The 21367-nt window shown below is 42.4% G+C and carries 21 protein-coding genes and 1 riboswitch; of the genes, 19 read left to right on the top strand and 2 right to left on the bottom strand.

Features of this window, described 5'->3' with window-relative positions; translation table 11 throughout:
• The first annotated feature begins 28 nt into the window (after positions 1 to 28).
• The 7 genes from D4T97_RS18480 (at position 29) to D4T97_RS18450 (ending at position 5703) form a co-directional block, all read left to right on the top strand.
• A complete protein-coding gene (locus D4T97_RS18480; protein WP_126052251.1) occupies positions 29 to 826 on the top strand; it encodes a hypothetical protein in 798 nt (265 codons plus the stop codon).
• 266 nt (positions 827 to 1092) lie between these two features.
• On the top strand, positions 1093 to 1806 hold the full coding sequence (locus D4T97_RS18475; RefSeq protein WP_126052250.1) for a hypothetical protein: 714 nt from the start codon (positions 1093 to 1095) through the stop codon (positions 1804 to 1806).
• A gap of 14 nt (positions 1807 to 1820) precedes the next feature.
• The gene (locus D4T97_RS18470; RefSeq protein ID WP_206435591.1) at positions 1821 to 2210 is read left to right on the top strand and encodes a TadE family protein; all 390 of its coding nucleotides are present in this window, start codon (positions 1821 to 1823) and stop codon (positions 2208 to 2210) included.
• Positions 2207 to 2911 (top strand): Tad domain-containing protein, encoded by a 705-nt coding sequence (locus D4T97_RS18465; RefSeq protein WP_126052248.1) that lies wholly within the window; start codon positions 2207 to 2209, stop codon positions 2909 to 2911. The genes D4T97_RS18470 and D4T97_RS18465 overlap by 4 nt, the downstream gene beginning before the upstream one ends.
• Before the next feature lie 27 nt (positions 2912 to 2938).
• Complete coding sequence (locus D4T97_RS18460; protein ID WP_126052247.1) at positions 2939 to 3133, top strand: hypothetical protein; 195 nt, start codon at positions 2939 to 2941, stop codon at positions 3131 to 3133.
• 320 nt (positions 3134 to 3453) lie between these two features.
• The gene (glaH, locus tag D4T97_RS18455; RefSeq protein ID WP_126052246.1) at positions 3454 to 4386 is read left to right on the top strand and encodes a glutarate dioxygenase GlaH; all 933 of its coding nucleotides are present in this window, start codon (positions 3454 to 3456) and stop codon (positions 4384 to 4386) included.
• 144 nt (positions 4387 to 4530) lie between these two features.
• Positions 4531 to 5703: a M20 metallopeptidase family protein gene (locus D4T97_RS18450; RefSeq protein WP_126052245.1), complete on the top strand. Its 1173-nt coding sequence runs from the start codon at positions 4531 to 4533 to the stop codon at positions 5701 to 5703.
• A 200-nt stretch (positions 5704 to 5903) separates the two neighbouring features.
• On the opposite strand, the gene D4T97_RS18445 is transcribed toward D4T97_RS18450, so the two are convergent.
• Positions 5904 to 7112, bottom strand: a complete 1209-nt coding sequence (locus D4T97_RS18445) for an RtcB family protein (protein WP_126052244.1) — start codon at positions 7110 to 7112, stop codon at positions 5904 to 5906.
• Between the two features lie 180 nt (positions 7113 to 7292).
• Here D4T97_RS18445 and D4T97_RS18440 point away from each other — a divergent pair, with 180 nt between their 5' ends.
• Entirely contained in the window at positions 7293 to 8399 is a 1107-nt protein-coding gene (locus tag D4T97_RS18440) for a sensor histidine kinase (protein WP_126052243.1), read from the top strand.
• Positions 8400 to 8444: 45 nt separating this feature from the next.
• Here the strand turns inward: D4T97_RS18440 and D4T97_RS18435 are convergent, their stop codons facing one another.
• Positions 8445 to 8720 (bottom strand): amphi-Trp domain-containing protein, encoded by a 276-nt coding sequence (locus D4T97_RS18435; protein WP_164525638.1) that lies wholly within the window; start codon positions 8718 to 8720, stop codon positions 8445 to 8447.
• Between the two features lie 117 nt (positions 8721 to 8837).
• Here D4T97_RS18435 and D4T97_RS18430 point away from each other — a divergent pair, with 117 nt between their 5' ends.
• The 11 genes from D4T97_RS18430 to D4T97_RS18380 all read left to right on the top strand — a co-directional run bounded on the left by D4T97_RS18430 (position 8838) and on the right by D4T97_RS18380 (position 20970).
• A complete protein-coding gene (locus D4T97_RS18430; protein ID WP_126052241.1) occupies positions 8838 to 9191 on the top strand; it encodes a DMT family transporter in 354 nt (117 codons plus the stop codon).
• Between the two features lies 1 nt (position 9192).
• Entirely contained in the window at positions 9193 to 9507 is a 315-nt protein-coding gene (locus D4T97_RS18425; protein ID WP_126052240.1) for a DMT family transporter, read from the top strand.
• A gap of 24 nt (positions 9508 to 9531) precedes the next feature.
• Positions 9532 to 10206, top strand: coding sequence for a DNA alkylation repair protein (locus D4T97_RS18420; protein WP_126052239.1), 675 nt, complete (start codon positions 9532 to 9534; stop codon positions 10204 to 10206).
• Between the two features lie 22 nt (positions 10207 to 10228).
• Complete coding sequence (locus D4T97_RS18415) at positions 10229 to 10777, top strand: cysteine hydrolase family protein (protein WP_126052238.1); 549 nt, start codon at positions 10229 to 10231, stop codon at positions 10775 to 10777.
• A gap of 18 nt (positions 10778 to 10795) precedes the next feature.
• Complete coding sequence (locus tag D4T97_RS18410) at positions 10796 to 12262, top strand: nicotinate phosphoribosyltransferase (protein ID WP_126052237.1); 1467 nt, start codon at positions 10796 to 10798, stop codon at positions 12260 to 12262.
• 30 nt (positions 12263 to 12292) lie between these two features.
• Complete coding sequence (nadE, locus tag D4T97_RS18405; protein ID WP_126052236.1) at positions 12293 to 13117, top strand: ammonia-dependent NAD(+) synthetase; 825 nt, start codon at positions 12293 to 12295, stop codon at positions 13115 to 13117.
• 106 nt (positions 13118 to 13223) lie between these two features.
• Entirely contained in the window at positions 13224 to 14180 is a 957-nt protein-coding gene (locus tag D4T97_RS18400) for an AAA family ATPase (protein WP_126052235.1), read from the top strand.
• A 1-nt stretch (position 14181) separates the two neighbouring features.
• The gene (locus D4T97_RS18395) at positions 14182 to 15390 is read left to right on the top strand and encodes a DUF58 domain-containing protein (RefSeq protein WP_126052234.1); all 1209 of its coding nucleotides are present in this window, start codon (positions 14182 to 14184) and stop codon (positions 15388 to 15390) included.
• Positions 15354 to 17567, top strand: coding sequence for a transglutaminase TgpA family protein (locus D4T97_RS18390; protein ID WP_206435590.1), 2214 nt, complete (start codon positions 15354 to 15356; stop codon positions 17565 to 17567). Before D4T97_RS18395 ends, D4T97_RS18390 begins: the two co-directional genes overlap by 37 nt.
• Positions 17568 to 17677: 110 nt before the next feature.
• On the top strand, positions 17678 to 19234 hold the full coding sequence (gene guaA, locus D4T97_RS18385; RefSeq protein WP_126052304.1) for a glutamine-hydrolyzing GMP synthase: 1557 nt from the start codon (positions 17678 to 17680) through the stop codon (positions 19232 to 19234).
• A gap of 42 nt (positions 19235 to 19276) precedes the next feature.
• Positions 19277 to 19378: riboswitch (purine riboswitch) on the top strand.
• 257 nt (positions 19379 to 19635) lie between these two features.
• Positions 19636 to 20970 carry an NCS2 family permease gene (locus D4T97_RS18380; protein WP_164525637.1) on the top strand — a complete coding sequence of 445 codons (1335 nt, stop codon included), beginning with the start codon at positions 19636 to 19638 and terminating at the stop codon, positions 20968 to 20970.
• Positions 20971 to 21367 lie beyond the last annotated feature (397 nt).

Raw genomic sequence — 21367 nt, 5'->3', positions numbered from 1 at the left:
TTTTCTTTTTAAGAAAGTTGGGATGCAGATGGATAACAACAAATTGATGAAGGAAGCAGGCCGCTATAAAAAGTGGTTTGAAGCCTACTCCTTGAATCCTTTTGGTTATATTATAAACGGACGAAGCTACCACTACGCTGTTTATCATGGAAAAAAACCGAGTGACTTTAAAGGGTATGCAATAATATCCCTTGATAATGGACCGAAGTCTGAGTACAGGGAGGCTATATTTCCGCTGACATTGTTTTCCGCCGCATCAGCCAATATTTTTAATATTGCGGGTCCGCGAAGCAAGGCTTTGCCCGAGTATTTTAAAGATGTTATTGACACGGTGGAAGAACACTTTTCTAGCGATAAAGCCATGCTGGATGGAAACCGGCTATTTAAAGAAGTGATGGACCTGCAAATCCGCTTTAACCGCCTATACCACGAATATGAGGATTACTATGACAATAAAATTTTGGTGAAAAGAATCATCACCGAAAAGGACATAGAATATACACTTAATATTTTATCTGAGTTGGATCTGCTTCAATTCAGGCAGGGACTTCTGTTGGAGGAAATGGATGAAGTTTTCCCGGATTTCTTTTCAAATCTTAGTAAGGAAAAAGCTGCACTATCAAATCAAAGTCAAGAGTTTATAAGAGGGATGCAGTCTAATAAAGGCATCTTGAAAAAACGCTTGGACGCGTTTGACTATGAGCGGGATATCATGCAGCTTCCCGAAGAGGAACAGATTGAAAGAAAGAAAGAAAGTACAAGAAAAAACGCTGAGAAATTAATACAAGACAGGGAAAGACGGCTGAGAGGCCCGGCGGCTAAATGAGAATTGAAGGAAGTATAAAATTACACCAAATTATCTCTTCGAACAAAGATACGTCATGTCTAGCTCCGACGGACAGGAAGTCCTAGTGCCACCGAAGCCACAGGATGTGGCGTCCTGAGGCGGCCAGGCACCATCGGCTCGAGGTCACAAGCCAAATTGCTGTGGTGGCTGAAAAGCTGCCTCCTCGCAATTCGTCTTGTGCTTGTCGCCGATAGGCAGGCGCCTTGCGCTTTCTTTAGTCAATCCCCTAAATAAGGAGTTTAACCATGGATAAGCCGATTTCGTTCGCTTTTTCAGTTTTTGTCAGAAAATATGAGAGATATTTGTTGATTGCATTTTTAGTGCAGATTCCGCTGCTGATTTTGCATTCCTTTTTAACCAATTATATTTATGCAGTGACGCCGTCGGGAGGCTCTCTCCTTTCGGTTGCTGATATATATTATGCCTTTGTTACTATGGTTCTGTTGATTTACGCTATGGTTCCTTTTATCAAATTCACGGCAAATGAATTTGAAGGTCACGAAAATCCGCTGAAAAACGCTTTTTATACATTTGCAGTACAGGGCTTTAATATTTTTGCTTTTTCCGTTTTAATCTCTTTATTAACTGTCATTGGCTTCATGTTTTTAATTATTCCCGGGTTGGTCATTCTGGCAGCATTCATTTCCGCACCGATTATTGCAGTCATTGATGAGAAGTCAGTATGGAAAAGTATGAAGGAAAGCTTTCAGATTTTTAAAAAGCACTCTTGGAAAATCATTCTGTTTATTTCGCTGCTCAGTTTACTTGAGTTAATCATCGGAATCGCTTTGAACTTCCTGCTATTTTCGATAACGGAGTCTTACGCCGCCATTGTCATCTCCCAGATCTTTTTGAACACAATATTTTTCCCCGTGTTTGCCGTTGTTTTAACGAGCTTGGTCATCAAGTGGCGCGAAGGTTTGAATTCACTTGAAATGAAAGATGAAGCGGTCGTTTAAATGGGGGGAATTGCATGTTGAATTGGAGAAAAAAATTAAAGAATGAACAAGGCTCCGTGACCATTGAGTTTTTGGGGATTATGCCTTTCATGCTGCTGGTCGCTGTTATCATGTGGCAGCTTGTCGTAACAGTACATGGTGCTGTACTTATTCAATCAGCGGCAAATGAAGCCGGGAAAATCTATTCCATTACGAAAGACAAGAGTGAAGCGTCTGCAGCGGCCCAGAATATTATTTCGACTGGCAGCGGTTATCTAACTTTTCAAAGTGCGCCCATTACCGGTGACAAGAATTATACGGCAAAAGTCAATGCCCAAATCCGGTTTGTTTTTCTCCCTAAGAAGTATTTCGGATCACCTTCCTACTCATTTTCTTCCACGGCAAAGGGCAGGGTCATTGAATGAAAAGCATACTTAACAATGAAAGAGGGAATGCTGCCCTGTTCATGATTGGCCTTTTAGCGGTGATGATGATCATGTTCGTTTTCGTCCTGAATTTATCTAAAGTGCTGGCGGTGAAGGAGCAGGCAAACACAACGGCACAGCAGGCAAGTCTCGCCGCCACTTCAGTTTTATACGAGGAAATTTGGGATTCGATTGAAGAATACGAGAATGATTTGATAAAGAAACTGCTGGAGGGCCTGGATCCCGAAGCGGGAATAAATATCCTTGATTTGTACCCGAAAACGATTGAGGAAAGAGTGGACGAGGAGACCGTACGGATTCAATCAGCCAATCCAGAAGAAAGCCATAATGAAGCGAGGAGAAAAGCGATCAACCAGGTTGTATCAGAGGAAATCCAGAGTGAGCCATGGGGATATATGCTGAGGGACCAATTGGACAGAGATTTGCGCTTTCAAATCATTCCGGATATGAAAGATGCGGCACGGGAGACAATTAACGAAAATGGCGGAAATAAGAGTGAAGCGGAAATGCGCATTTTCCATCATGACAGAGTTTACGTAAGAGCATCGAATGATGTGGAGTCCACTTCTTATGGTAAGTTTTTAAAAGGGATCAAGAAGAAGTTATTTCAAGAATCGGCCGGTCCCAAAATTGATTTTGTAAAGTTCCTGCCAATAAAAGAGACGCATTCTTTAGATTAAAGTGATACGGAAGCGGGTAGATAAAAAATGGCAAAGGAAAAAAAATGGCGCAGAATTTATCTTTTTTTAATGATTTTTGTTTACGGTATTTTTACTCCTGTAACAGTTTTAGAGTGGCTGTTTGGGGACGGAAGATTCCCTTTGACAGCGTTAGTGGCATGTTTAGCGATGCCGGCAATCAGAAAAAACCACCTGCTTAAAATTGAACAAGAGAATTTATGACAATTTTGTTGACATATTTTATTTAGGGTGGTAATCTTAAATCAAGCAATAATAATAAAGCATATTCACCTTTTGAAAAATGCCTTTTCAAAATCGTGAATAGTATAGATTTTATGGATTCAGGAACAATAAAATATGCAAACTGCAATATTCACTGTGACTCTACAACCATAGAGCGGTGAAGTGAATATAAGCCAGTTGTCAGATATAAGACCTTTCTAATTAGAATAGGTTTAGTCGACAGCTGGCTTTTTATGTTTTCTGAACTCCATCCATGGTTTAAAAATTAAATATTAATTATTAAACAGGAGGAATCTCTAATGGGCGTTACACAAGAATTGAAATACCTTAAAACTGGCAAGGCTTATGAAGTAAAGGAACATCCACAGTCTAAACGTTTGTATCATATCGAAATCAACAAAGAAGCAATTGCTAAATTCTTGGCAGCTGTTGAAGAAAAGGGCATCACTGTACAAACATTGGAATACACACCATATCAGCGTCAAATCATTTCTTCTCTTCTTCAAGATTTCGTTGGCGAAGACCTTGGCGATGTTCTAAGAAGCATTGTTCATGACCGTGAGACTGGTGGTTTCACAGTTGGTCTTGAAGGTGTAACAGAAGATACCGATGAGTATGTCATCTTCGGAACAGCGATCTCTCACTTGGTTGGTATGCCAAACTTTGATGCGATGACTGGTAAATACTATGCGCGCTTCACAGTTAAGCATACTGATAACAGTGACTCTTTCCTTCGTCAAGCATACCGTCTATTCACAATGCATACTGACGGAACATTCGTTGACGAGCCAACTGACTGGTTGCTCATGATGAAAATGGTTGAAGAAAATGCAGTGGGCGGTGAATCAAGACTTCTTCACTTGGATGACTGGAAAGAGCTTGATAAATTCGCTAATGATCCTCTTGGAGGATACAAATTCAAATATATTGCACCACCAAGCAAAAACGTATCTCAAGAAGTAGACCGTGCAACGTTCTTCAAAGTAAACGACAAACCTTGCATCTGCTTCATCGACCAATTCGCTTATCCTGAAACAATCGAGCAAGCGAAATACTTGGAAAACCTTTCTGCATCAATGGAAGCAGACGAAAGCGTCCTTGAGTTGGAACTTCCAGTTGGTGACCTTGTTGTACTTAACAACATGTTCTGGTTGCATGGACGTGCGGCTTTCGAAGTAAATCCTGACTTGAACCGTGAACTAATGCGCCAACGCGGCCGTTTCGTTCAATAATAATTTTTTACAGTAAGTCATTTGTTTACTCAATTGTTAATAACCTCTACCTTCATTTTGCGCACCCGGTAACGGGTGCGGTTTTTTTTGCCTTTTTAGTGGAAAAGGAATGGTAATGGTAAATGATGGAGGGAGTATGACAACATGGAGGAATTTAATAATTGGAAATGGGACGATGCATTGAATGAGCAGTTATTTAACATTAGAAAACATCTTCATCAATATCCGGAATTGTCCTTCAAGGAGTATGAGACAAGCCGCTATATTCAGGATTGTTTAAAAAAGTGGGGCATTCCGTTCAAGGTTATTTGTGATACGGGGGTTGTTGTTGATATTACCGGAGAAGCCGGGGATGGTCCAAACATATCTCTTAGAGCAGATATTGATGCCTTGCCTGTCACAGAAGAGAGCGGGGTTGAATTTTCATCAAAAAACAAGGGTATCATGCATGCCTGTGGACATGACGGGCATACAACGATACTGCTTGGAGCAGTGTATCATATTTGGAAATTCAAATCATTTTTAAAAGGAATGGTCAGGTGCATTTTTCAACCTGGGGAAGAAGCGCTGGGTGCCGCAGAGAAAATGATCAAAGCGGGAGTCCTCTTGCAGCCGGAGATAAATAATATGGTTGCTTTGCATTTGTGGCCTAAGTTGCCCTTGGGAACTGTAGGAATTAAAACAGGAGAAATCACGGCAGCTTCGGACGATTTCAAAATTGAAGTAAAAGGAAAGAGCGGCCACGCAGCAAGACCCCACGAAGGAACCGACGCCATCTCTATTGCTTCGGAAATCATCGATTCCCTAGAGTATTTTACTTCCAAGTGGAAAGATCCGGTGGATCCGCTGGTCATTCATGTAGGACAAATGCATGGCGGTACAGCAAAGAATGTAATTGCAGATCAGGTGATTTTAGAAGGGACGATACGTTCCATTTCAAAGGATACAAGAGATAGACTTGGGGTTGAGTTTCCAGCATTTGTCGAAAATATAGCAAAGGATTTTGGCGGAAAAGCGATAGTGGATTATCGTCGGGGGTTGCCGGCAATAATAAATGATCCAATCACTACTGATAAGGTGGACAAAGCTGCCAAAGCAGTCCTCGGAGAAAATCAAGTAAAGGAACTGAACAGTGTCTCAATGGGATCCGATGATTTTGGCTTTTTTGCAGAAAAAGTGCCGAGCTGCTATTTCCGCTTGGGTGTCCTTGAGGAAAATGAGGAATCCTTTGACCTGCATCATCCCAAATTTAAGTTTAATGAAGAAGTTATTCCTATTGGGGCGAAAATATTGACACAATATGTATTCGATCGATGAAAAAGTTCCGGTTCCCATTAGGGGAGATTGGGTCTACGGGGCTTAACTAAAATTTATAAGGATATTATTCGAAAACGAAGAGTAGAGTCAAGGCGGAAGGCCTAAGTTATTTCACTTAAATATAAAAATGCTCTACCGATAAAGGATGACGCAAACAAAAAGGCAGAAGCTCACGAGCTCCTGCCTTTTCGTATGTATAGTCAATCCTTATACGGATCAAATTCATTTGCACCCGCCATACTAACGCCAATCGGTTTGAGAACATGTAAAATATCAATGGTATCCTTATGGGCTTCGAGAACGGATTCAAGCTTTCGGTAAACGAATGGGCTTTCGTCTGTTCCGCCGCCGCGCAAAACGACACCGTATTGCTGGACAGCATCGTTCATCTGCTTCTGGGAAATTTTACCGCCGGAACGCGTGCGCTTTTTCCAATTCATTCTCCCGGCAGCTTCTGTACGGCTCATGATTCGTCCGGCCCCATGAACTGTGCTGTAAAAAGCTTTCTTATTTTCGTCAGAATTTTTACCTTCCACAATGACGGAGATGTCGCCCATGCTTCCGCCGATGAATCCCTGCTGGCCTGGGGCCGAGGGGGTCGCGCCCTTTCTTACGACCATATAATCTTTTCCGGAGTGGGTTTCTTTCCAGGCATAGTTATGATGATTATGAACTTCATATGTTGCCTCAGCACCCAAGATGTCCAGCACTTGATCCATGACATAATCCCTTCCTGCATAGGCGTAGCGTCCGGCGAGCGTCATGGCACGCATATACATATCTCCCAATTCGGTGTCCAAGTCAATCAATGTCGGCGGCTGTTCCATGCTTTCTCCGGGTGCCTTGTCAGAAAAGCCCCGTCCATTTGCCAAATTGAGAAAGCCGCTTGCCGTTCTATGCCCAAACCCACGGCTCCCGAAATGATTGGCCGCCCATATATCTCCCGTTTTCTCTTCCACGAACAGGTCGACAAAGTGATTTCCGGCGCCAACTGTTCCAAGCTGATCTCTGGCAAGCTTTTTTAATTTATCGTGTTCCTGCTGGCCAATATCCATCAATACGTTCCAGTCTGGATCGTCATAAAGCTCGTGATCTACCTTTTCATTGTTTTTCCGTCCGATACCGAAGGAGATCCTATTTGCGATTTCATCCATGATGGAAGGAATCTTATCTTTAACCTGCTCATACTTTAAATTTGTGCGGACTGCCTTGTTTCCGCAGGCAATATCGTATCCGACCCCTGACGGAGATACCTGGCCGTCGTATACAACAACACCTCCCACAGGCTGGCTGTATCCGTAGTGGCCGTCGGCACAGAGGACTCCACCAGCAACCTGTCCGGTTTTTAAACAGTTATGAAATTGTCTTATGGTATTGTCATCATGGGTTCCAAAAATTGTTTTAATCATTGCTTACCTCCGATATTTCAACCCAATTTTGGGTAAAAACTAGATAGTCAATAGTTCCTATTGTTAAAAAATTGTGAATGCACGTTCTTTTTACCTAGATTAAAAACATTTTCTGTTAAAATACCTTCCTTCTTCTGCTAGAATGAGAGAAAGAAAGATTTCCAAAAGGAAGGGATTTGAATGGTTGCGAACGAGTATAGAAACAAGGAAGATGAAATAAACTCTGCCCCGGGGGATAACAATTTTGCTATTGATCTTACAGACCAAACAGGTGACCTTGTCGGTTTATTCGACGTCGCTCACAGAGAAATTCTTTATCTTAGTTCCTCGTTTCCTACGTACTTAGGCTTAAGTGTTGAGGCAGTTCACAAAAACCCTTCAATCATTAGAAAAAAACTTTACCCTGAAGATGCGGATAAGCTGTTTCAAATGTTTGTTTCTGCATCTATGTTCCCTTCCGAATTTGAGTATAGAGTCAAGGGAGAAAAAGACAGATGGTTCAGGACAACAATAATTCCTATCATTAATTCGGATGGGATTGTAACCAAGAAAATTAGCTTCACCCGTGATGTCTCTTACTGGAAAAAAAGAGAATTATTTGAATTAAACTCAATCCAGATGGACCTGCTTGGGGAGATTGCGGCGGCATTCGCACACGAAATCAGAAACCCATTGACAACGATTAAAGGTTTCCTACAGTTGATGAGCCAGGACAAAGCAAATCCGTATGAACAAATCATCCTTCAGGAAACGGAAAAAATCGAATCCATCATAAGTGAATTTTTAATGCTTGCCCAGCCTTATCCAAAGTTCGATTTTGCAATGGTAGATATAAATGAAATTGTAAATGATATCTTTGATACAATTAGCCAGGAAGCAGCACAAAATAAGATTGAAATTTTCATAACATTGGGAATGACTATTCCCCCGGTCTTCGGTTCGCCTGTCCAGATTAGACAAGCTCTCTTGAATTTGGTAAAAAACGCAGTTCAATCTATGCCGTCTTCAGGCGGGAAAATATATATTTCAGTGGCTTCCGTAGCTGGATTCGTCTCAATTAAAATAAAAGATGGAGGCAAAGGAATTTCCCCTGAGAAATTGGATCGCCTCGGTATCCCGAATTATTCGAACAAAGAAAATGGGGCAGGGCTAGGAATTATGATCAGCCGCCAAATTATAAGAAATCATCAGGGCAGCATTCGATTTACCAGCGAAATCGGAAAAGGGACAACTGTCGAGGTTTTATTGCCATCAGCAGACGTATCGGCAAACTATGATGAGCTTTAGCGGTATTTAACGAACAATTACGATTGAGCAATGCAGGGCATTGTCTCAATCGATGATTAATTTCTGGCTTTCGTCCTCTTCCTTCCACATCAGCTCAAATTCAAACTCGTACTTCCCGTTTCTTTCCTTAAGCTCAATTTCCACTTTCACATTTTCAGTCGGCTCGACCTTATGGGATTGCTCCCCTTGATGAAGGGAAAACGATCCTTCCTCCTTCAATTTCAAGGCAATCGTCTCCAGCATCGCGGCTGCTTTTTCTCGTGGCATCCTTTCCTTATGGCTGACAATGATGTTTGTTTGACCTTTTCTATGTTCGGACATCAACAACCCCTCCATTTCAGCATTCTATCTATATTATACACATAGGCGTTAACATAACACAGGAACAGCTTCTATGATAATATATTAATTGGAAGCAAATGATGAAAGGGGAATAAGATGGCCTGGACGTATGTTCTTTTTGCGGCTATTGTTGAGGTGTTCTGGGTAATTGGTCTAAGGTATTCTGAAACTCTATGGGAGTGGCTTGGTACCATCGTTGCAATTATATTCAGCTTCTTTTTTATTATCAAAGCATGTGAAAAATTGCCTGCAGGTACAGTGTACGCAGTTTTTACAGGTTCCGGCGCGGCGGCGATTGTTCTTATAGATTTTTTGTTTTTTGGAGCAGATTTTTCGTTTTCCAAGGTGCTATTTATCGCGCTCATTATCATTGGCGTGGTTGGGATCAAAATAACAACTGATGGTCTGCCGGAAGAAAACGCGAAGGCATCATCGATAGGGGGCCGATGAGATGGCGTGGGTTTATCTTATCGTTGCAAGTCTTGGTGAAATATTCGGTGTTATGACGATAAATATTTATAATCAAAAAAAGTCTTTCACATGGCTATTCATCATGGTTATCACATTCGGATTCGGCTTTTATTTCCTGTCATTAGCCATGAGGGAGATCCAGCTTGGAACGGCTTATGCTATTTGGACAGGATTAGGTGCTGCAGGAGCGGTGTTAATGGGAATCTTGTTTTTTAAAGAATCTGCGGGCTGGAAGCGTATGCTTTTTTTGACTTGTATTATTGCTGGAGCGGTAGGGCTGAAAGTCTTGGACTAAGGAAGGAGGGACATAACGATAACAATGGATGAGAGACAGTTATTAATTTCATTCATAGGGCAGATGGAGGAAAACCGCGATGCTGAAAAAGCTGCTGCCATGAAAAAATATATGAAAGACTTGTTCCCTTTTCTTGGTATTAAGGCTCCGGAGCGCAAAAGTCTTTCAAAGGATTTTATAATAGAACTTAATGCAGTTGATGACTACGAATCGTATGTTAAAGAACTATGGGAATTGCCCGAAAGGGAATATCAATACGTAGCAATTGACTTTCTTGTAAAAAAGAAAAAGAACCTTGATGAAAGCCATATTGATTTTATCAAATATTTAATCGTAACAAAGTCATGGTGGGACACTGTCGATGCGATTGCAAGCCATTTGGCAGGTACAATTTTTTCAAAGCATCCGGAGTTGATTGAAAAACGGGGAGAAGAGTGGCTCAATTCGGAAAATATTTGGCTGAAGAGAACGATGATTCTCTTTCAACTAAAATATAAGGAACGGACCAACGATGAGTTACTGTTTTCCATTATTGAGCGGACAAAGCATATCGATGAATTTTTCATCCAGAAAGCGATTGGCTGGGTCTTAAGGGAATATTCAAAAACAAGCCCCGACGCGGTAACTCAATTCATAGAATCGAATGAGTTATCGAGCTTGGCAAAAAGAGAAGGCTTAAAGCATATTCAAAAACCATAAAAATTTCCTTGGAGGTTTTAATATGAAAAAAGCATTGTTAAATGTCGACTATACATATGATTTTGTTGCTGAAGACGGGAAACTCACCTGCGGAAAGCCAGGACAGGAGATTGAGCAGGCGATTGTCCGATTGACGAAACAATTTTTTGAAGATGGCGACTTTGTTGTTTTTGCTGTTGATAAGCATATTGAGGGTGACACGCTGCACCCGGAAACAAAGCTATTTCCCCCACATAACATAGAAGGGACATCCGGCCGCGATTTTTATGGATCACTGAAAGATTTATATGAACAACATAAAGACGATATGAATGTGCATTATATGGATAAAACAAGGTACAGTGCATTTGCTGGAACAGACCTGGAAATTAAGCTCAGGGAACGGGGCATTGAGGAAGTGCATATATGCGGCGTGTGTACGGACATTTGTATTTTGCACACGGCAGTGGATGCCTATAATAAAGGATTTCAAATCGTCATACATAAAGACACAGTGGCAAGCTTTAATGAAGCCGGACATGACTGGGCGTTGATGCATTTTACAAATACGCTCGGTGCCAAGGTCGTGTAAAGAAGGAGTGGACAACAAATGAAATATCAACATCCAGATGACAGCTTGATGCTGCATACTGACTTATATCAAATTAACATGGCCAAAACGTATTGGCAGGATGGAATACATGACCGAAAAGCGGTCTTTGACCTGTACTTCAGGAAGATGCCTTTTAAAAATGGATATGCTATATTTGCGGGCCTGGAACGAGCTATTCGCTATTTGAGCGAGCTTCGTTTTACCGACAATGATATTAAGTATTTACGCGAGGAGCTTGAATACGACAATGGATTCATCGATTATCTGGCAAACATGCGTTTTTCCGGAACGGTCCGTGCCATGCGTGAAGGCGAGATTGTTTTCGGCAACGAACCAATTATGCAAATTGAAGCTCCGCTTGCTGAAGCACAGCTGATAGAAACGGCACTTTTAAATATCGTCAATTACCAGACTTTGATAGCAACGAAGGCTTCCCGAATCAGAGAGGTTGTCGGAGATGGGGCAGCACTTGAATTTGGAACAAGGCGAGCGCAGGAAATGGACGCGGCTTTATGGGGAACGCGCGCTGCATATATCGGGGGCTTTGATGGAACAAGTAACGTCAGGGCAGGCAAGTTGTTCGGCATGCCTGTAGCCGGAACACATGCGCATGCACTTGTCCAAGCTTACAAAGATGACTATACGTCGTTCAAAAAATATGCAGAAAGCCATTATGATTGTGTTTTCCTTGTAGATACATATGACACGCTGCGTTCAGGTGTACCTGCCGCAATCAAAGTGGCGAAAGAAATGGGCGACCGGATCAATTTTGCGGGAATCAGGCTCGACAGCGGGGACATGGCCTTTTTATCCAAAGAAGCAAGAAAGATGCTGGATGACGCAGGCTTCCATGATACGAAAATAGTGGCATCAAGTGATTTGGATGAGTACACAATTTTTCATTTGAAAGCACAGGGGGCGAAGATTGATTCCTGGGGTGTCGGGACGAAGCTGATTACTGCTTACGACCAGCCTGCACTTGGGGCAGTATATAAAATTGTCGCCATTCAGGATGAGCATGGAGAATGGCAGGATACAATCAAAATTTCAGGAAATGCAGAAAAAGTCACAACTCCTGGCCGGAAAAAGGTTTACAGGATTATTAATCGGTTAAATCATAAATCAGAGGGTGATTACATCACATTATGGGATGAAAATCCCCAGGATGAAAAAAGACTGAAGATGTTCCATCCTGTCCATACGTTTATAAGCAAGTTCGTTACAAATTTTGAAGCGAAAAACTTGCTGCATGAAATATTCGTTGACGGAGAATTGGTTTATAAACTACCAGAGCTTGATGAGATTAAATCATATGCCGCCGAAAGTCTGGGAGTATTGTGGGATGAATATCGGCGCATACTCAATCCAGAGGAATACCCTGTAGACCTGAGCCAGAAGTGCTGGGATAACAAAATGAGAAATATAGAAGCAGTAAAAGAGAAAACAGACGAGTTGAAAAGGTAGCATACAGGCTTAAGAAGGAGGCACCCCACCGTGGATATACAACGGAAGATCATTGAAGAATTGAAAGTGAAGCCCAAGATTGATCCGAAAGAAGAAATCCGTATCAGTGTGGATTTTTTAAAAGAGTACATGGAAGTGAATGCTATTTTTAACGGTTATGTGCTCGGTATTTCTGGGGGGCAGGACTCCACACTTGTAGGAAAGCTCGCTCAGATAGCTGTGGATGAATTGAATGCAACAAACGAAACACAAAAATATAAATTCATCGCTGTCAAACTTCCGTACGGAATTCAAAGCGATTCAAAAGATGTTGACGATGCCCTTGAGTTTATCCAGCCTTCCGTCACATACGACGTGAATATCAAACCGGCGGTTGATGCAAGTGTAGCTTCATTGGAAAAGGCCGGAGTCAAAGTTTCCGATTTCACAAAAGGGAATGAAAAGGCCCGTGAAAGGATGAAGGCTCAATACAGTATTGCCGCTATGAATGGGTGTGTCGTATTGGGGACGGACCATGCCGCCGAAGCTTTAACTGGATTTTTTACGAAATATGGCGATGGAGCATCTGACGTCGTGCCGATTTTCCGGCTGAATAAAAGGCAGGGAAGAGCCCTATTGGAAGAACTTGGCTGCCCTGAGCATTTATACACGAAAATCCCAACCGCTGATTTGGAAGATGACCGCCCGATGCTCGCAGATGAAGTGGCACTTGGGGTTTCTTATGATGACATTGATGATTATTTGGAAGGAAAACAAGTTTCTGATACAGCAAAGAACACCATCGAAGCTTTATTCCGGAAATCGGAGCATAAGCGGCATTTGCCAATCAACGTGTTTGACGACTTCTGGAAATGACTATTAAGTGAACGGGGATGTCCCTGTTCACTTTCTCTTGGTGTATTTTTGTGTGAAAATTTGTGAAAGTCTTTGAGTTTGATAGAACATAAGGCAGGTGAATGATATGACAGTCGAGATAACCCAGCAGCAAATCAAGAAAATTATCCAAAACATTGAAAAGGTAATGATTGGAAAAACAGAAGTGGTCAGACTTTGTCTCGTTGCTTTGCTTGCAGAGGGCCATGTGCTATTGGAAGACGTTCCCGGGGTAGGAAAGACGATGATGGTCAAAGCCCTATCAAGGTCAATGAATGCTGAGTTCAAGAGGATTCAATTCACCCCCGATCTACTGCCTTCAGATGTAGTCGGTGTTTCTATCTACAACCCGAAAGAAATGGAATTTACTTTCCGTCCGGGTCCCATCATGGGGAATATCATTTTGGCAGATGAGATTAACCGGACATCGCCAAAGACTCAGTCTGCCTTGCTGGAAGCAATGGAAGAGCATAGCGTAACGATTGATGGTGTCACATTGAATATGGAGAAACCTTTTTTTGTGATGGCTACTCAAAACCCGATTGAATATGAAGGAACGTATCCGCTTCCTGAAGCGCAGTTGGACCGCTTTTTATTGAAGCTTGAGATGGGTTATCCAAGTCCAGAGGAAGAAGTGGAAATGCTGACAAGAAGCCAAAAAACTCCTCCGATCGAGGACTTGCAGCCGGTGATTTCCCTGGATGATTTAAAAAACTTGCAACGCCAGGTGAAGGATATTTTCGTTGAAGAGACAGTTAAGCAGTACATCGTCGAACTTGCAAGCAAAACAAGGTCCCATCCACAGGTACAGCTTGGAGTAAGCCCCCGGGCATCGATAGCTTTATTAAAAGCATCTCAGGCTCTGGCGTTTTTATCGGGGCGTGACTTTGTTTTGCCTGATGATGTCCAATATATGGCACCTTATGTGTTTTGCCACCGCTTGATATTAAACTCGGAAGCGAAGTACCGAGGCGCTACAGCAGAAAAAATCATAGAAACGATGCTTACAAGGATTCGCGTTCCGGTGAAGAGGGCTGTGAAATAAAATGGCCGCGTTTTTGCGTAAATTAAGCAAGGTGAAGCCGGCTGTTTCTCTAGTTATTCTGTTTATTCTGCTGGCTTTTGTATTTACTTATGCTATGTTTCAAGGCGGATTTGTCAGCTGGTTTTTGTTTTTCAGCTTTTTGCCGTTTGCGTTGTATTCAATACTTCTCTTTTTTTACCCCATGAAATTTCAAACCGAAAGGATCCTTCCATCAAGAGTATACAGTGCAGGCGACTCGATTGACGTAACTCTAATATTAACAAGAAAGCTTCCGTTTCCTCTCCTTTTTCTACTCATCGAAGATGGCATGTCAGGCTCACTCAATCAACATGATATCAAGCGGATGTATTTTCCTGGTTTTAAAAGAAGGTTGAAGGCGACGTACACGATCAGAAATGCTTCTCGCGGAGAGCATTTTTTTACAGGTGTAAGGATTAAAACGGGAGATGCACTGGGGCTTTTGGAAAAAGAAAAACAGTTTCCCTGCAAACAAAGCATTCTTGTCTACCCCTCTTATGATGAAATGTTCTATAAATCGTTCCGTAGTATGCTTGAGCAGGGCGGAATCTTGTCAGGAACAAAATTGCAAAATGATGCTTCGATTGTTGCGGGAATCCGGGAATACATCCCGGGGGACCGCTTTTCCTGGATTGATTGGAAAGCATCTGCCAGGTCCAATGAAATGATGACAAAGGAATTTGAAATGAGGGAGTCCGGTGATCTACTGATTATATTGGACCTTATGCCTGCGGAACAATTTGAGCTTCTAGTTGAATTTGCAGCATCGGCAGCCAGGACTGTCTTAAGGAATGGCGGTGAAACTGGACTTTTTCTTCCCGGAAAAGAAAAAGTGTTTATCCCTTCCAGCGGCGGAGAAAGACAGGAAAGGACTATATTTTATCATCTGGCTAAGGTAAAACCGGACAGTTCCTTATCATTGGAAAAACATTTTGTAGAACCAGCTTTGGCGGGGCAGCCGACTGTTTTTGCTGCCATCACCTCCAGGATATCGAAACCCTTGATAGACGGGGCCGGAAAACTGATTGGGCAAAAAGGCTTGATGGTCATTTATGTTGTGAAGGGCAAGAAAGAAAAATTAACGCCGGAAGAAACGGCTATGGCGGCCACTGCAAGCGGAAATGGTGTGATTGTCCATATAGTAGATGGGGAAAATTGGAAAAGTGCATTTGTGGGGGTGAAGCAGGCGTGAATAGCAGCCGCGGCTTCGCATTTATTTTATATACTCTGGGTTTCGTTCTTCTCTGGGAGTGGCTTTTGCCGCTAGAGCAAATTACACAGACGAGCGAAGTACATTATTTTATCATTTTTGTCGTCGTGTCATTGTGTCTGAATTTTTTTCAGGCTCCTTGGTTTGTCACATGGCCGGTAAAAGGAGCTTTTATTCTATATGCTCTTTTTTCCATATTTGCGGGTGGGCTTGGCCCGTTTCCATGGTTTGTCCATTTTTTCAATGAAATTAGAGCTAATGCTATCTTGGTCTTATCTAGAGACTGGCTTGACCTTACACCCCTGTTCAGAAGTCTGCTCTTTTTTCTACTGCTTTGGCAAATTACGTATTTGTTGAGGTATTGGCTGACGATCAAAAGAAAAATATTTGTCTTTTATTTAATGACCATCTTTTATATCACATTGCTTGATACATTTACGGAATATAAAGCGGACCGTGCGATTGTCCGGATTGTCATCATTGGATTCACTCTCCTGGGCCTCTTGTTTTTTAAAAGAATGCTGGAAAAGGAGCGTATGTCCGGGCAATACCAATTGATGCTGCGGTGGATGGTTCCTTTGGCTGCGATGGTCAGTTTCGGGGTGGTCATTGGCTATCTGTCACCTAAAGCTGCTCCAGTCTGGCCTGACCCTGTGCCATTTATGGAATCGAAAGCGGAAAATATGAGAGGGACAGGGGTCTCCAAAATTGGATATGGGATTGATGATTCGCAGTTAGGCGGACCTTTCATCAATGATGATAGGGTTGTTTTTACTGTAACGACCCCTGCCAGACAATATTGGAAAATAGAAACGAAGGATTTATACACTGGAAAAGGCTGGGTGACTTCCAACCAAAGAGTGGCACCGACGGCAATTCAGTATGGCGATAAAAATCCTATTGATCTTTCACCAAGCAATCATCCTGTAAGGGAAGCGCGGTTTGAATTTGACATCGTGTACCCGCATGTAGTTAGGCCATATGGCTTTCTTTCTATAGAGAAAGATGAGGATAAAACCGGATTTCTTCGATATGATTTAAATCTGGATAAAATCAGCCCTTTTACCATTGATGGAAATGAAGCGCGGCTTAATAAGTACACCATCTATTACAGACCGGCCTCATACAGCATGAAAGAACTGAGGGGAATAAACGACCTGCCTAAGGAAGAGGACTATTCCGGACTGAAAAAACAGTATACCCAGCTGCCTGAAACTTTGCCTGAGCGTGTCCATGACTTGGCAAGGGAGCTGACGGACGAATACGATAGTTGGTATGATAAGGCGCGAGCTATCGAAAAACACTTTCAAACCGGTGAATTTTCATATGATCAAACCCGTGTGGCTATTCCTGCTAAAGACGAAGATTACGTGGATCAATTCCTCTTTGATACAAAAAGAGGATATTGCGATAACTTTTCCACGTCAATGGTAGTCATGCTGCGGTCATTGGATATTCCCGCAAGATGGGTAAAGGGTTATGCTCCGGGAAAGTACAAAGGATCAGCCGGGGATGACTACAGGGTTTATGAGGTAACAAACAATGAAGCCCATTCATGGGTTGAAGTTCTTTTCCCGACAATGGGGTGGGTCCCGTTTGAACCGACGAAAGGGTTTAATAACCCCACCACCATCATAAATGATGAGCAAACAGGATCAACTTCCGTTTCGGCTTCCAATGAGGAATCAACGGAATCTATTGAAAGCCAGCCGGATGAAAAAGGATCGGAAGCAGAAGAAACCAATAAAGATGTAATAGTAAAAGAATTAAAAGTGGCCAAGTTCTTTTATAAATACTGGGGTGCCATAGGTCTTGCGATCATCGTAATCAGTTTGACAGCTGTCGGACTGTTGCTAAGCAGAGACCGCTGGGTGCCGCGCTATTTGATATGGAAATTCAAAAAAAGGCAGGAAGAATCAGCTTTTGCCGAAGCATATGAAACATTACTGAAACGATTTGACAGCTTCGGATTAAAGCGAAAGCCCGGACAGACATTGCGAAGCTATGCAGCATACATTGATAGACACTTTGATTCGGAAGAAATGAGCCAATTGACAGAGCGATATGAAAAACTTGTCTACGGCGGAGGCAAAGCATCCGCCGAGTGGGAATATAGTAGGGAATTATGGGAAAATTTAATTAAGAAAACAAGGAATTGACCATGAGTAAAAAAATGGATAAGATGAAAAAGTATGATAGGATGTACGGCACAGCACGTTCGCAAAGTTATCCAGAGTACAAATTTCCAAAAAAAGATGGAGGGTCCGGAATGCTAGAGAAAACTGAATTGCACAATCAAGAAATGATCGTCGTTCTCGACTTCGGCAGTCATTTTAACCAGCAGATTGCAAGACGAATACGAGAGCTCGGAGTTTACAGTGAACTGCACCCGCACACGATTACTGCGGAAGAAATCAAAGAGCTTAATCCGAAAGGGATTATTCTATCCGGCGGCCCTGCACATATTCATGCGGACGATGCTCTCACAATTGATAAAAACATCTTTTCCCTTGACGTTCCAATTTTGGGCATTTGCTACGGAATGCAGTTGATTGCAGCCCAATTCGATGGACGCGTGGCAAGAAAAGGAGAAAGGACGTACGAACAGGCATCCTTAACAATCAAAGACGGAGGTCCTGAGTTGTTCAAAGGCCTGTCTGCAAAAATGGACGTGTTAATGAGTTACGGTGATGTCATCGAAGAAATCCCTGCAGGGTTTGTTGTCGATGCGGAAACTGAATCTGTTCCGGTGGCAGCGATCAGCAATACGGACCGGAAAATGTATGGAGTTCAGTTTCATCCGGAAGCTGCGCAGACCGAACACGGTAGCGAACTTCTGAAAAACTTCCTGTTCGGATTATGCCATTGTACAGGAAGCTGGACAATGGAACATTTCATTGAAGCAGAAGTGAAAAAGATCCAAGAAACAGTCGGCGACAAGAAAGTTCTTTGTGCATTGAGCGGCGGGGTTGATTCCTCTGTGGTTGCAGTCTTGGTGCATCGGGCTATCGGTGATCAGCTTACTTGCATCTTTGTGGACCACGGCTTGCTCCGTAAAGGAGAAGCTGAAAGTGTCATGGAGACATTTACTAATAGGTTCAATATGAACGTTATCAAGGTGGATGCACAGGAAAGATTTTTGTCCAAGCTCAAAGGGGTTTCTGATCCGGAACAAAAGAGAAAAATTATCGGTAACGAGTTTATCTATGTGTTTGATGATGAATCATCCAAGCTCGATGGCATCGAATTCCTTGCACAGGGAACAATTTACCCGGATATTATTGAAAGTGGTACTGCTACAGCGCAAACAATCAAATCCCATCATAATGTCGGCGGACTGCCGGAAGATATGGAATTTGAATTGATCGAGCCGCTGAATACATTGTTCAAAGACGAAGTCCGAGAACTCGGAACAGCGCTCGGCATGCCGGATGATATCGTTTGGCGTCAGCCGTTCCCAGGACCGGGTCTCGGGGTGAGGGTACTCGGTGAAGTAACGGAAGAGAAGCTGAAAATAGTTCGTGAATCCGACTTTATTTTACGAGAAGAAATTAAAAATGCCGGCCTTGATAGGGATATATGGCAATATTTCACCGTCTTGCCCGGGATCAGAAGTGTTGGAAAAAAAGATGAAGCTCGAACGTACGACCATATGATCGGGATTAGAGCCGTTCATTCGACCGACGGAATGACTTCCGATTGGGCGCGGATTCCTTGGGAAGTTCTGGAGAAAATCTCTTCAAGAATTGTTACTGAGGTGGACCACGTCAATCGGGTCGTATATGATATTACAACTAAGCCGCCATCCACAATTGAGTGGGAATAATAAAGTATTGACTCGCCGTTATAATGCTGATAAAGTGAACAAGTGCGAATTTGTCGATTTAATCGTATAATTGCGGGGATATGGCCCGCGAGTTTCTACCAGGCTGCCGTAAATAGCTTGACTACGAGATGACAGGGAAACAAAGGCGGGTTCATGTATCTTAGGGTAATGCCGGCGGCTTGTCGCTGAGCATGCACCGCGACGCCTTTGTATTTTTACTTTATCGTTATTATTCCCTCATTAACTTATCTCAAGTCAACGCCTTAAGCTATTACAGCTTAAGGCGTTTTTTATTTTTTAGAAAAGGTGGGGCGGAAATAGGAGCATCTATGATGGTTATTGGGGAAATATTTTATAATGGTAGAGATTTATAGAAGATCTTAATGTTGGAGGCAAAAGTTTTGAAAAACTATTTTAAGTTTGATGAATTGGGTACGAATTACCGCCGGGAAATCATTGGCGGATTAACGACGTTTTTATCTATGGCTTATATCCTGATTTTAAATCCTATTACATTGGCGTTGGATACGGTAAAAGATTTACCTGATGCTTTGCGCATGGATCATGGTTCCGTGTTCGTTGCGACAGCTTTGGCAGCAGCCCTCGGTACACTATTGATGGGAGTGATCGCAAGATATCCGATTGCCTTGGCACCGGGGATGGGCCTGAATGCCTTCTTTGCCTATACGGTCATTCTTACAATGGGTATCCCCTGGCAAACAGCGTTGACTGGGGTGTTGTTCTCTGGCCTCATATTTATTTGCTTGACCTTGACCGGAATACGGGAAATGCTTATTAACTCAATACCTGCCGAGTTGAAAATTGCAGTAGGTGCAGGTATCGGCTTATTTATCACTTTTGTCGGATTCCAAAACGCAGGCATTATTGTTAATAATGATGCTGTCTTGGTAGGTTTGGGAAATTTAAGAGACGGAAATGTACTTCTTGCTATCGTTGGTATTGTTATAACTGTTATTTTGATGACGCGTGGAATCAAAGGTGGTATTTTCTTCGGTATTTTAATCACAGGTGTTATCGGTATGATTGTAGGCGTTGTTCCGAAGCCTGATGGCATTATTGGTGCGGTGCCAAGTATCGCTCCGACTTTCGGTGCTGCTTTGGAACCGATTTTCAATTCGCCGGGAGATTTGTTTACTTTGCAGTTGCTTGTTGTCGTACTGACATTTTTATTTGTAGACTTTTTTGATACTGCAGGGACGCTTGTTGCGGTTGCGCAGCAGGCTGGTTTAATGAAAGATAACAAACTTCCACGTGCGGGCAAAGCACTTTTGGCGGATTCATCGGCAACTGTAGTCGGTGCCATTCTGGGAACATCAACTACTACATCATATATTGAATCAACCGCAGGGGTCGCTGCTGGGGCTCGGACTGGGTTTGCTAATATCGTAACAGCGTTATTATTCTTGTTGTCGCTATTCTTCTATCCACTACTGGGAGTCATTACAGCATCAGTTACCGCACCAGCATTGATCATTGTCGGTGTATTGATGGTATCAGGAATCGGTGGAATTGACTGGAAGAAGTTTGAGATTGCCGTTCCGGCATTCTTTATAATCATTGCTATGCCGTTGACCTACTCAATCGCAACAGGTATAGGAATCGGATTTATCTTTTACCCGATTACAATGATTGTAAAAGGAAGAGCGAAAGAGATTCATCCTATTATGTATTTCTTTTTCCTTGTGTTTGTACTATATTTCATATTCATTTTTTAATCAGTTTTTTGGAGGGTCTTTATATAATGAAGATCCTCTTTTTTTTATGTGAGAAAAACTAAAAATGGGTGTTGACCTGTGTAGGAAAAGCTGATAGTATTTAAATACGCTTTGAGGCGGATGAGAAAACACGATTCAACTTCAAAAAAGTTGTTGACTTTAAATTCTCAGGGTGTTATATTATAAAAGTTGCTCCGAACAAGGACGTGTAAATAACTTCAAAAAAAGTTGTTGACAGACTCCGGGTGACGAGTTACAATAGAAAAGTTGCTCCGGTAAAGTGAGTTAAAAACTTTTGAAAAAAGTTGTTGACGCACTTCGGGCGACGATGTATAATAGAAAAGCTGCTCGAGAGAGCAACTGCAAGTTTGATCTTTGAAAACTGAACGAAACGAAA

The sequence above is a fragment of the Siminovitchia acidinfaciens genome (genome assembly GCF_003605385.1).
Classification (GTDB): Bacteria; Bacillota; Bacilli; order Bacillales; family Bacillaceae_C; genus Siminovitchia; species Siminovitchia acidinfaciens.
This window is presented reverse-complemented; position numbering and strand designations above follow the sequence as displayed.

Excerpts from the sequence above, each read along its gene's own strand:
- D4T97_RS18470 (WP_206435591.1), top strand. The coding sequence starts at position 1,821 with ATGTTGAATTGGAGAAAAAAATTAAAGAATGAACAAGGCTCCGTGACC.
- D4T97_RS18445 (WP_126052244.1), bottom strand. The coding sequence starts at position 7,112 with ATGATTAAAACAATTTTTGGAACCCATGATGACAATACCATAAGACAA.
- D4T97_RS18420 (WP_126052239.1), top strand. The coding sequence starts at position 9,532 with ATGGATGAGAGACAGTTATTAATTTCATTCATAGGGCAGATGGAGGAA.
- D4T97_RS18440 (WP_126052243.1), top strand. The coding sequence starts at position 7,293 with ATGGTTGCGAACGAGTATAGAAACAAGGAAGATGAAATAAACTCTGCC.
- D4T97_RS18425 (WP_126052240.1), top strand. The coding sequence starts at position 9,193 with ATGGCGTGGGTTTATCTTATCGTTGCAAGTCTTGGTGAAATATTCGGT.
- D4T97_RS18395 (WP_126052234.1), top strand. The coding sequence starts at position 14,182 with ATGGCCGCGTTTTTGCGTAAATTAAGCAAGGTGAAGCCGGCTGTTTCT.
- D4T97_RS18400 (WP_126052235.1), top strand. The coding sequence starts at position 13,224 with ATGACAGTCGAGATAACCCAGCAGCAAATCAAGAAAATTATCCAAAAC.
- glaH (WP_126052246.1), top strand. The coding sequence starts at position 3,454 with ATGGGCGTTACACAAGAATTGAAATACCTTAAAACTGGCAAGGCTTAT.
- D4T97_RS18460 (WP_126052247.1), top strand. The coding sequence starts at position 2,939 with ATGGCAAAGGAAAAAAAATGGCGCAGAATTTATCTTTTTTTAATGATT.
- D4T97_RS18430 (WP_126052241.1), top strand. The coding sequence starts at position 8,838 with ATGGCCTGGACGTATGTTCTTTTTGCGGCTATTGTTGAGGTGTTCTGG.
- guaA (WP_126052304.1), top strand. The coding sequence starts at position 17,678 with ATGCTAGAGAAAACTGAATTGCACAATCAAGAAATGATCGTCGTTCTC.
- D4T97_RS18480 (WP_126052251.1), top strand. The coding sequence starts at position 29 with ATGGATAACAACAAATTGATGAAGGAAGCAGGCCGCTATAAAAAGTGG.
- D4T97_RS18450 (WP_126052245.1), top strand. The coding sequence starts at position 4,531 with ATGGAGGAATTTAATAATTGGAAATGGGACGATGCATTGAATGAGCAG.
- D4T97_RS18415 (WP_126052238.1), top strand. The coding sequence starts at position 10,229 with ATGAAAAAAGCATTGTTAAATGTCGACTATACATATGATTTTGTTGCT.
- D4T97_RS18465 (WP_126052248.1), top strand. The coding sequence starts at position 2,207 with ATGAAAAGCATACTTAACAATGAAAGAGGGAATGCTGCCCTGTTCATG.
- D4T97_RS18475 (WP_126052250.1), top strand. The coding sequence starts at position 1,093 with ATGGATAAGCCGATTTCGTTCGCTTTTTCAGTTTTTGTCAGAAAATAT.
- D4T97_RS18435 (WP_164525638.1), bottom strand. The coding sequence starts at position 8,720 with ATGTCCGAACATAGAAAAGGTCAAACAAACATCATTGTCAGCCATAAG.
- D4T97_RS18410 (WP_126052237.1), top strand. The coding sequence starts at position 10,796 with ATGAAATATCAACATCCAGATGACAGCTTGATGCTGCATACTGACTTA.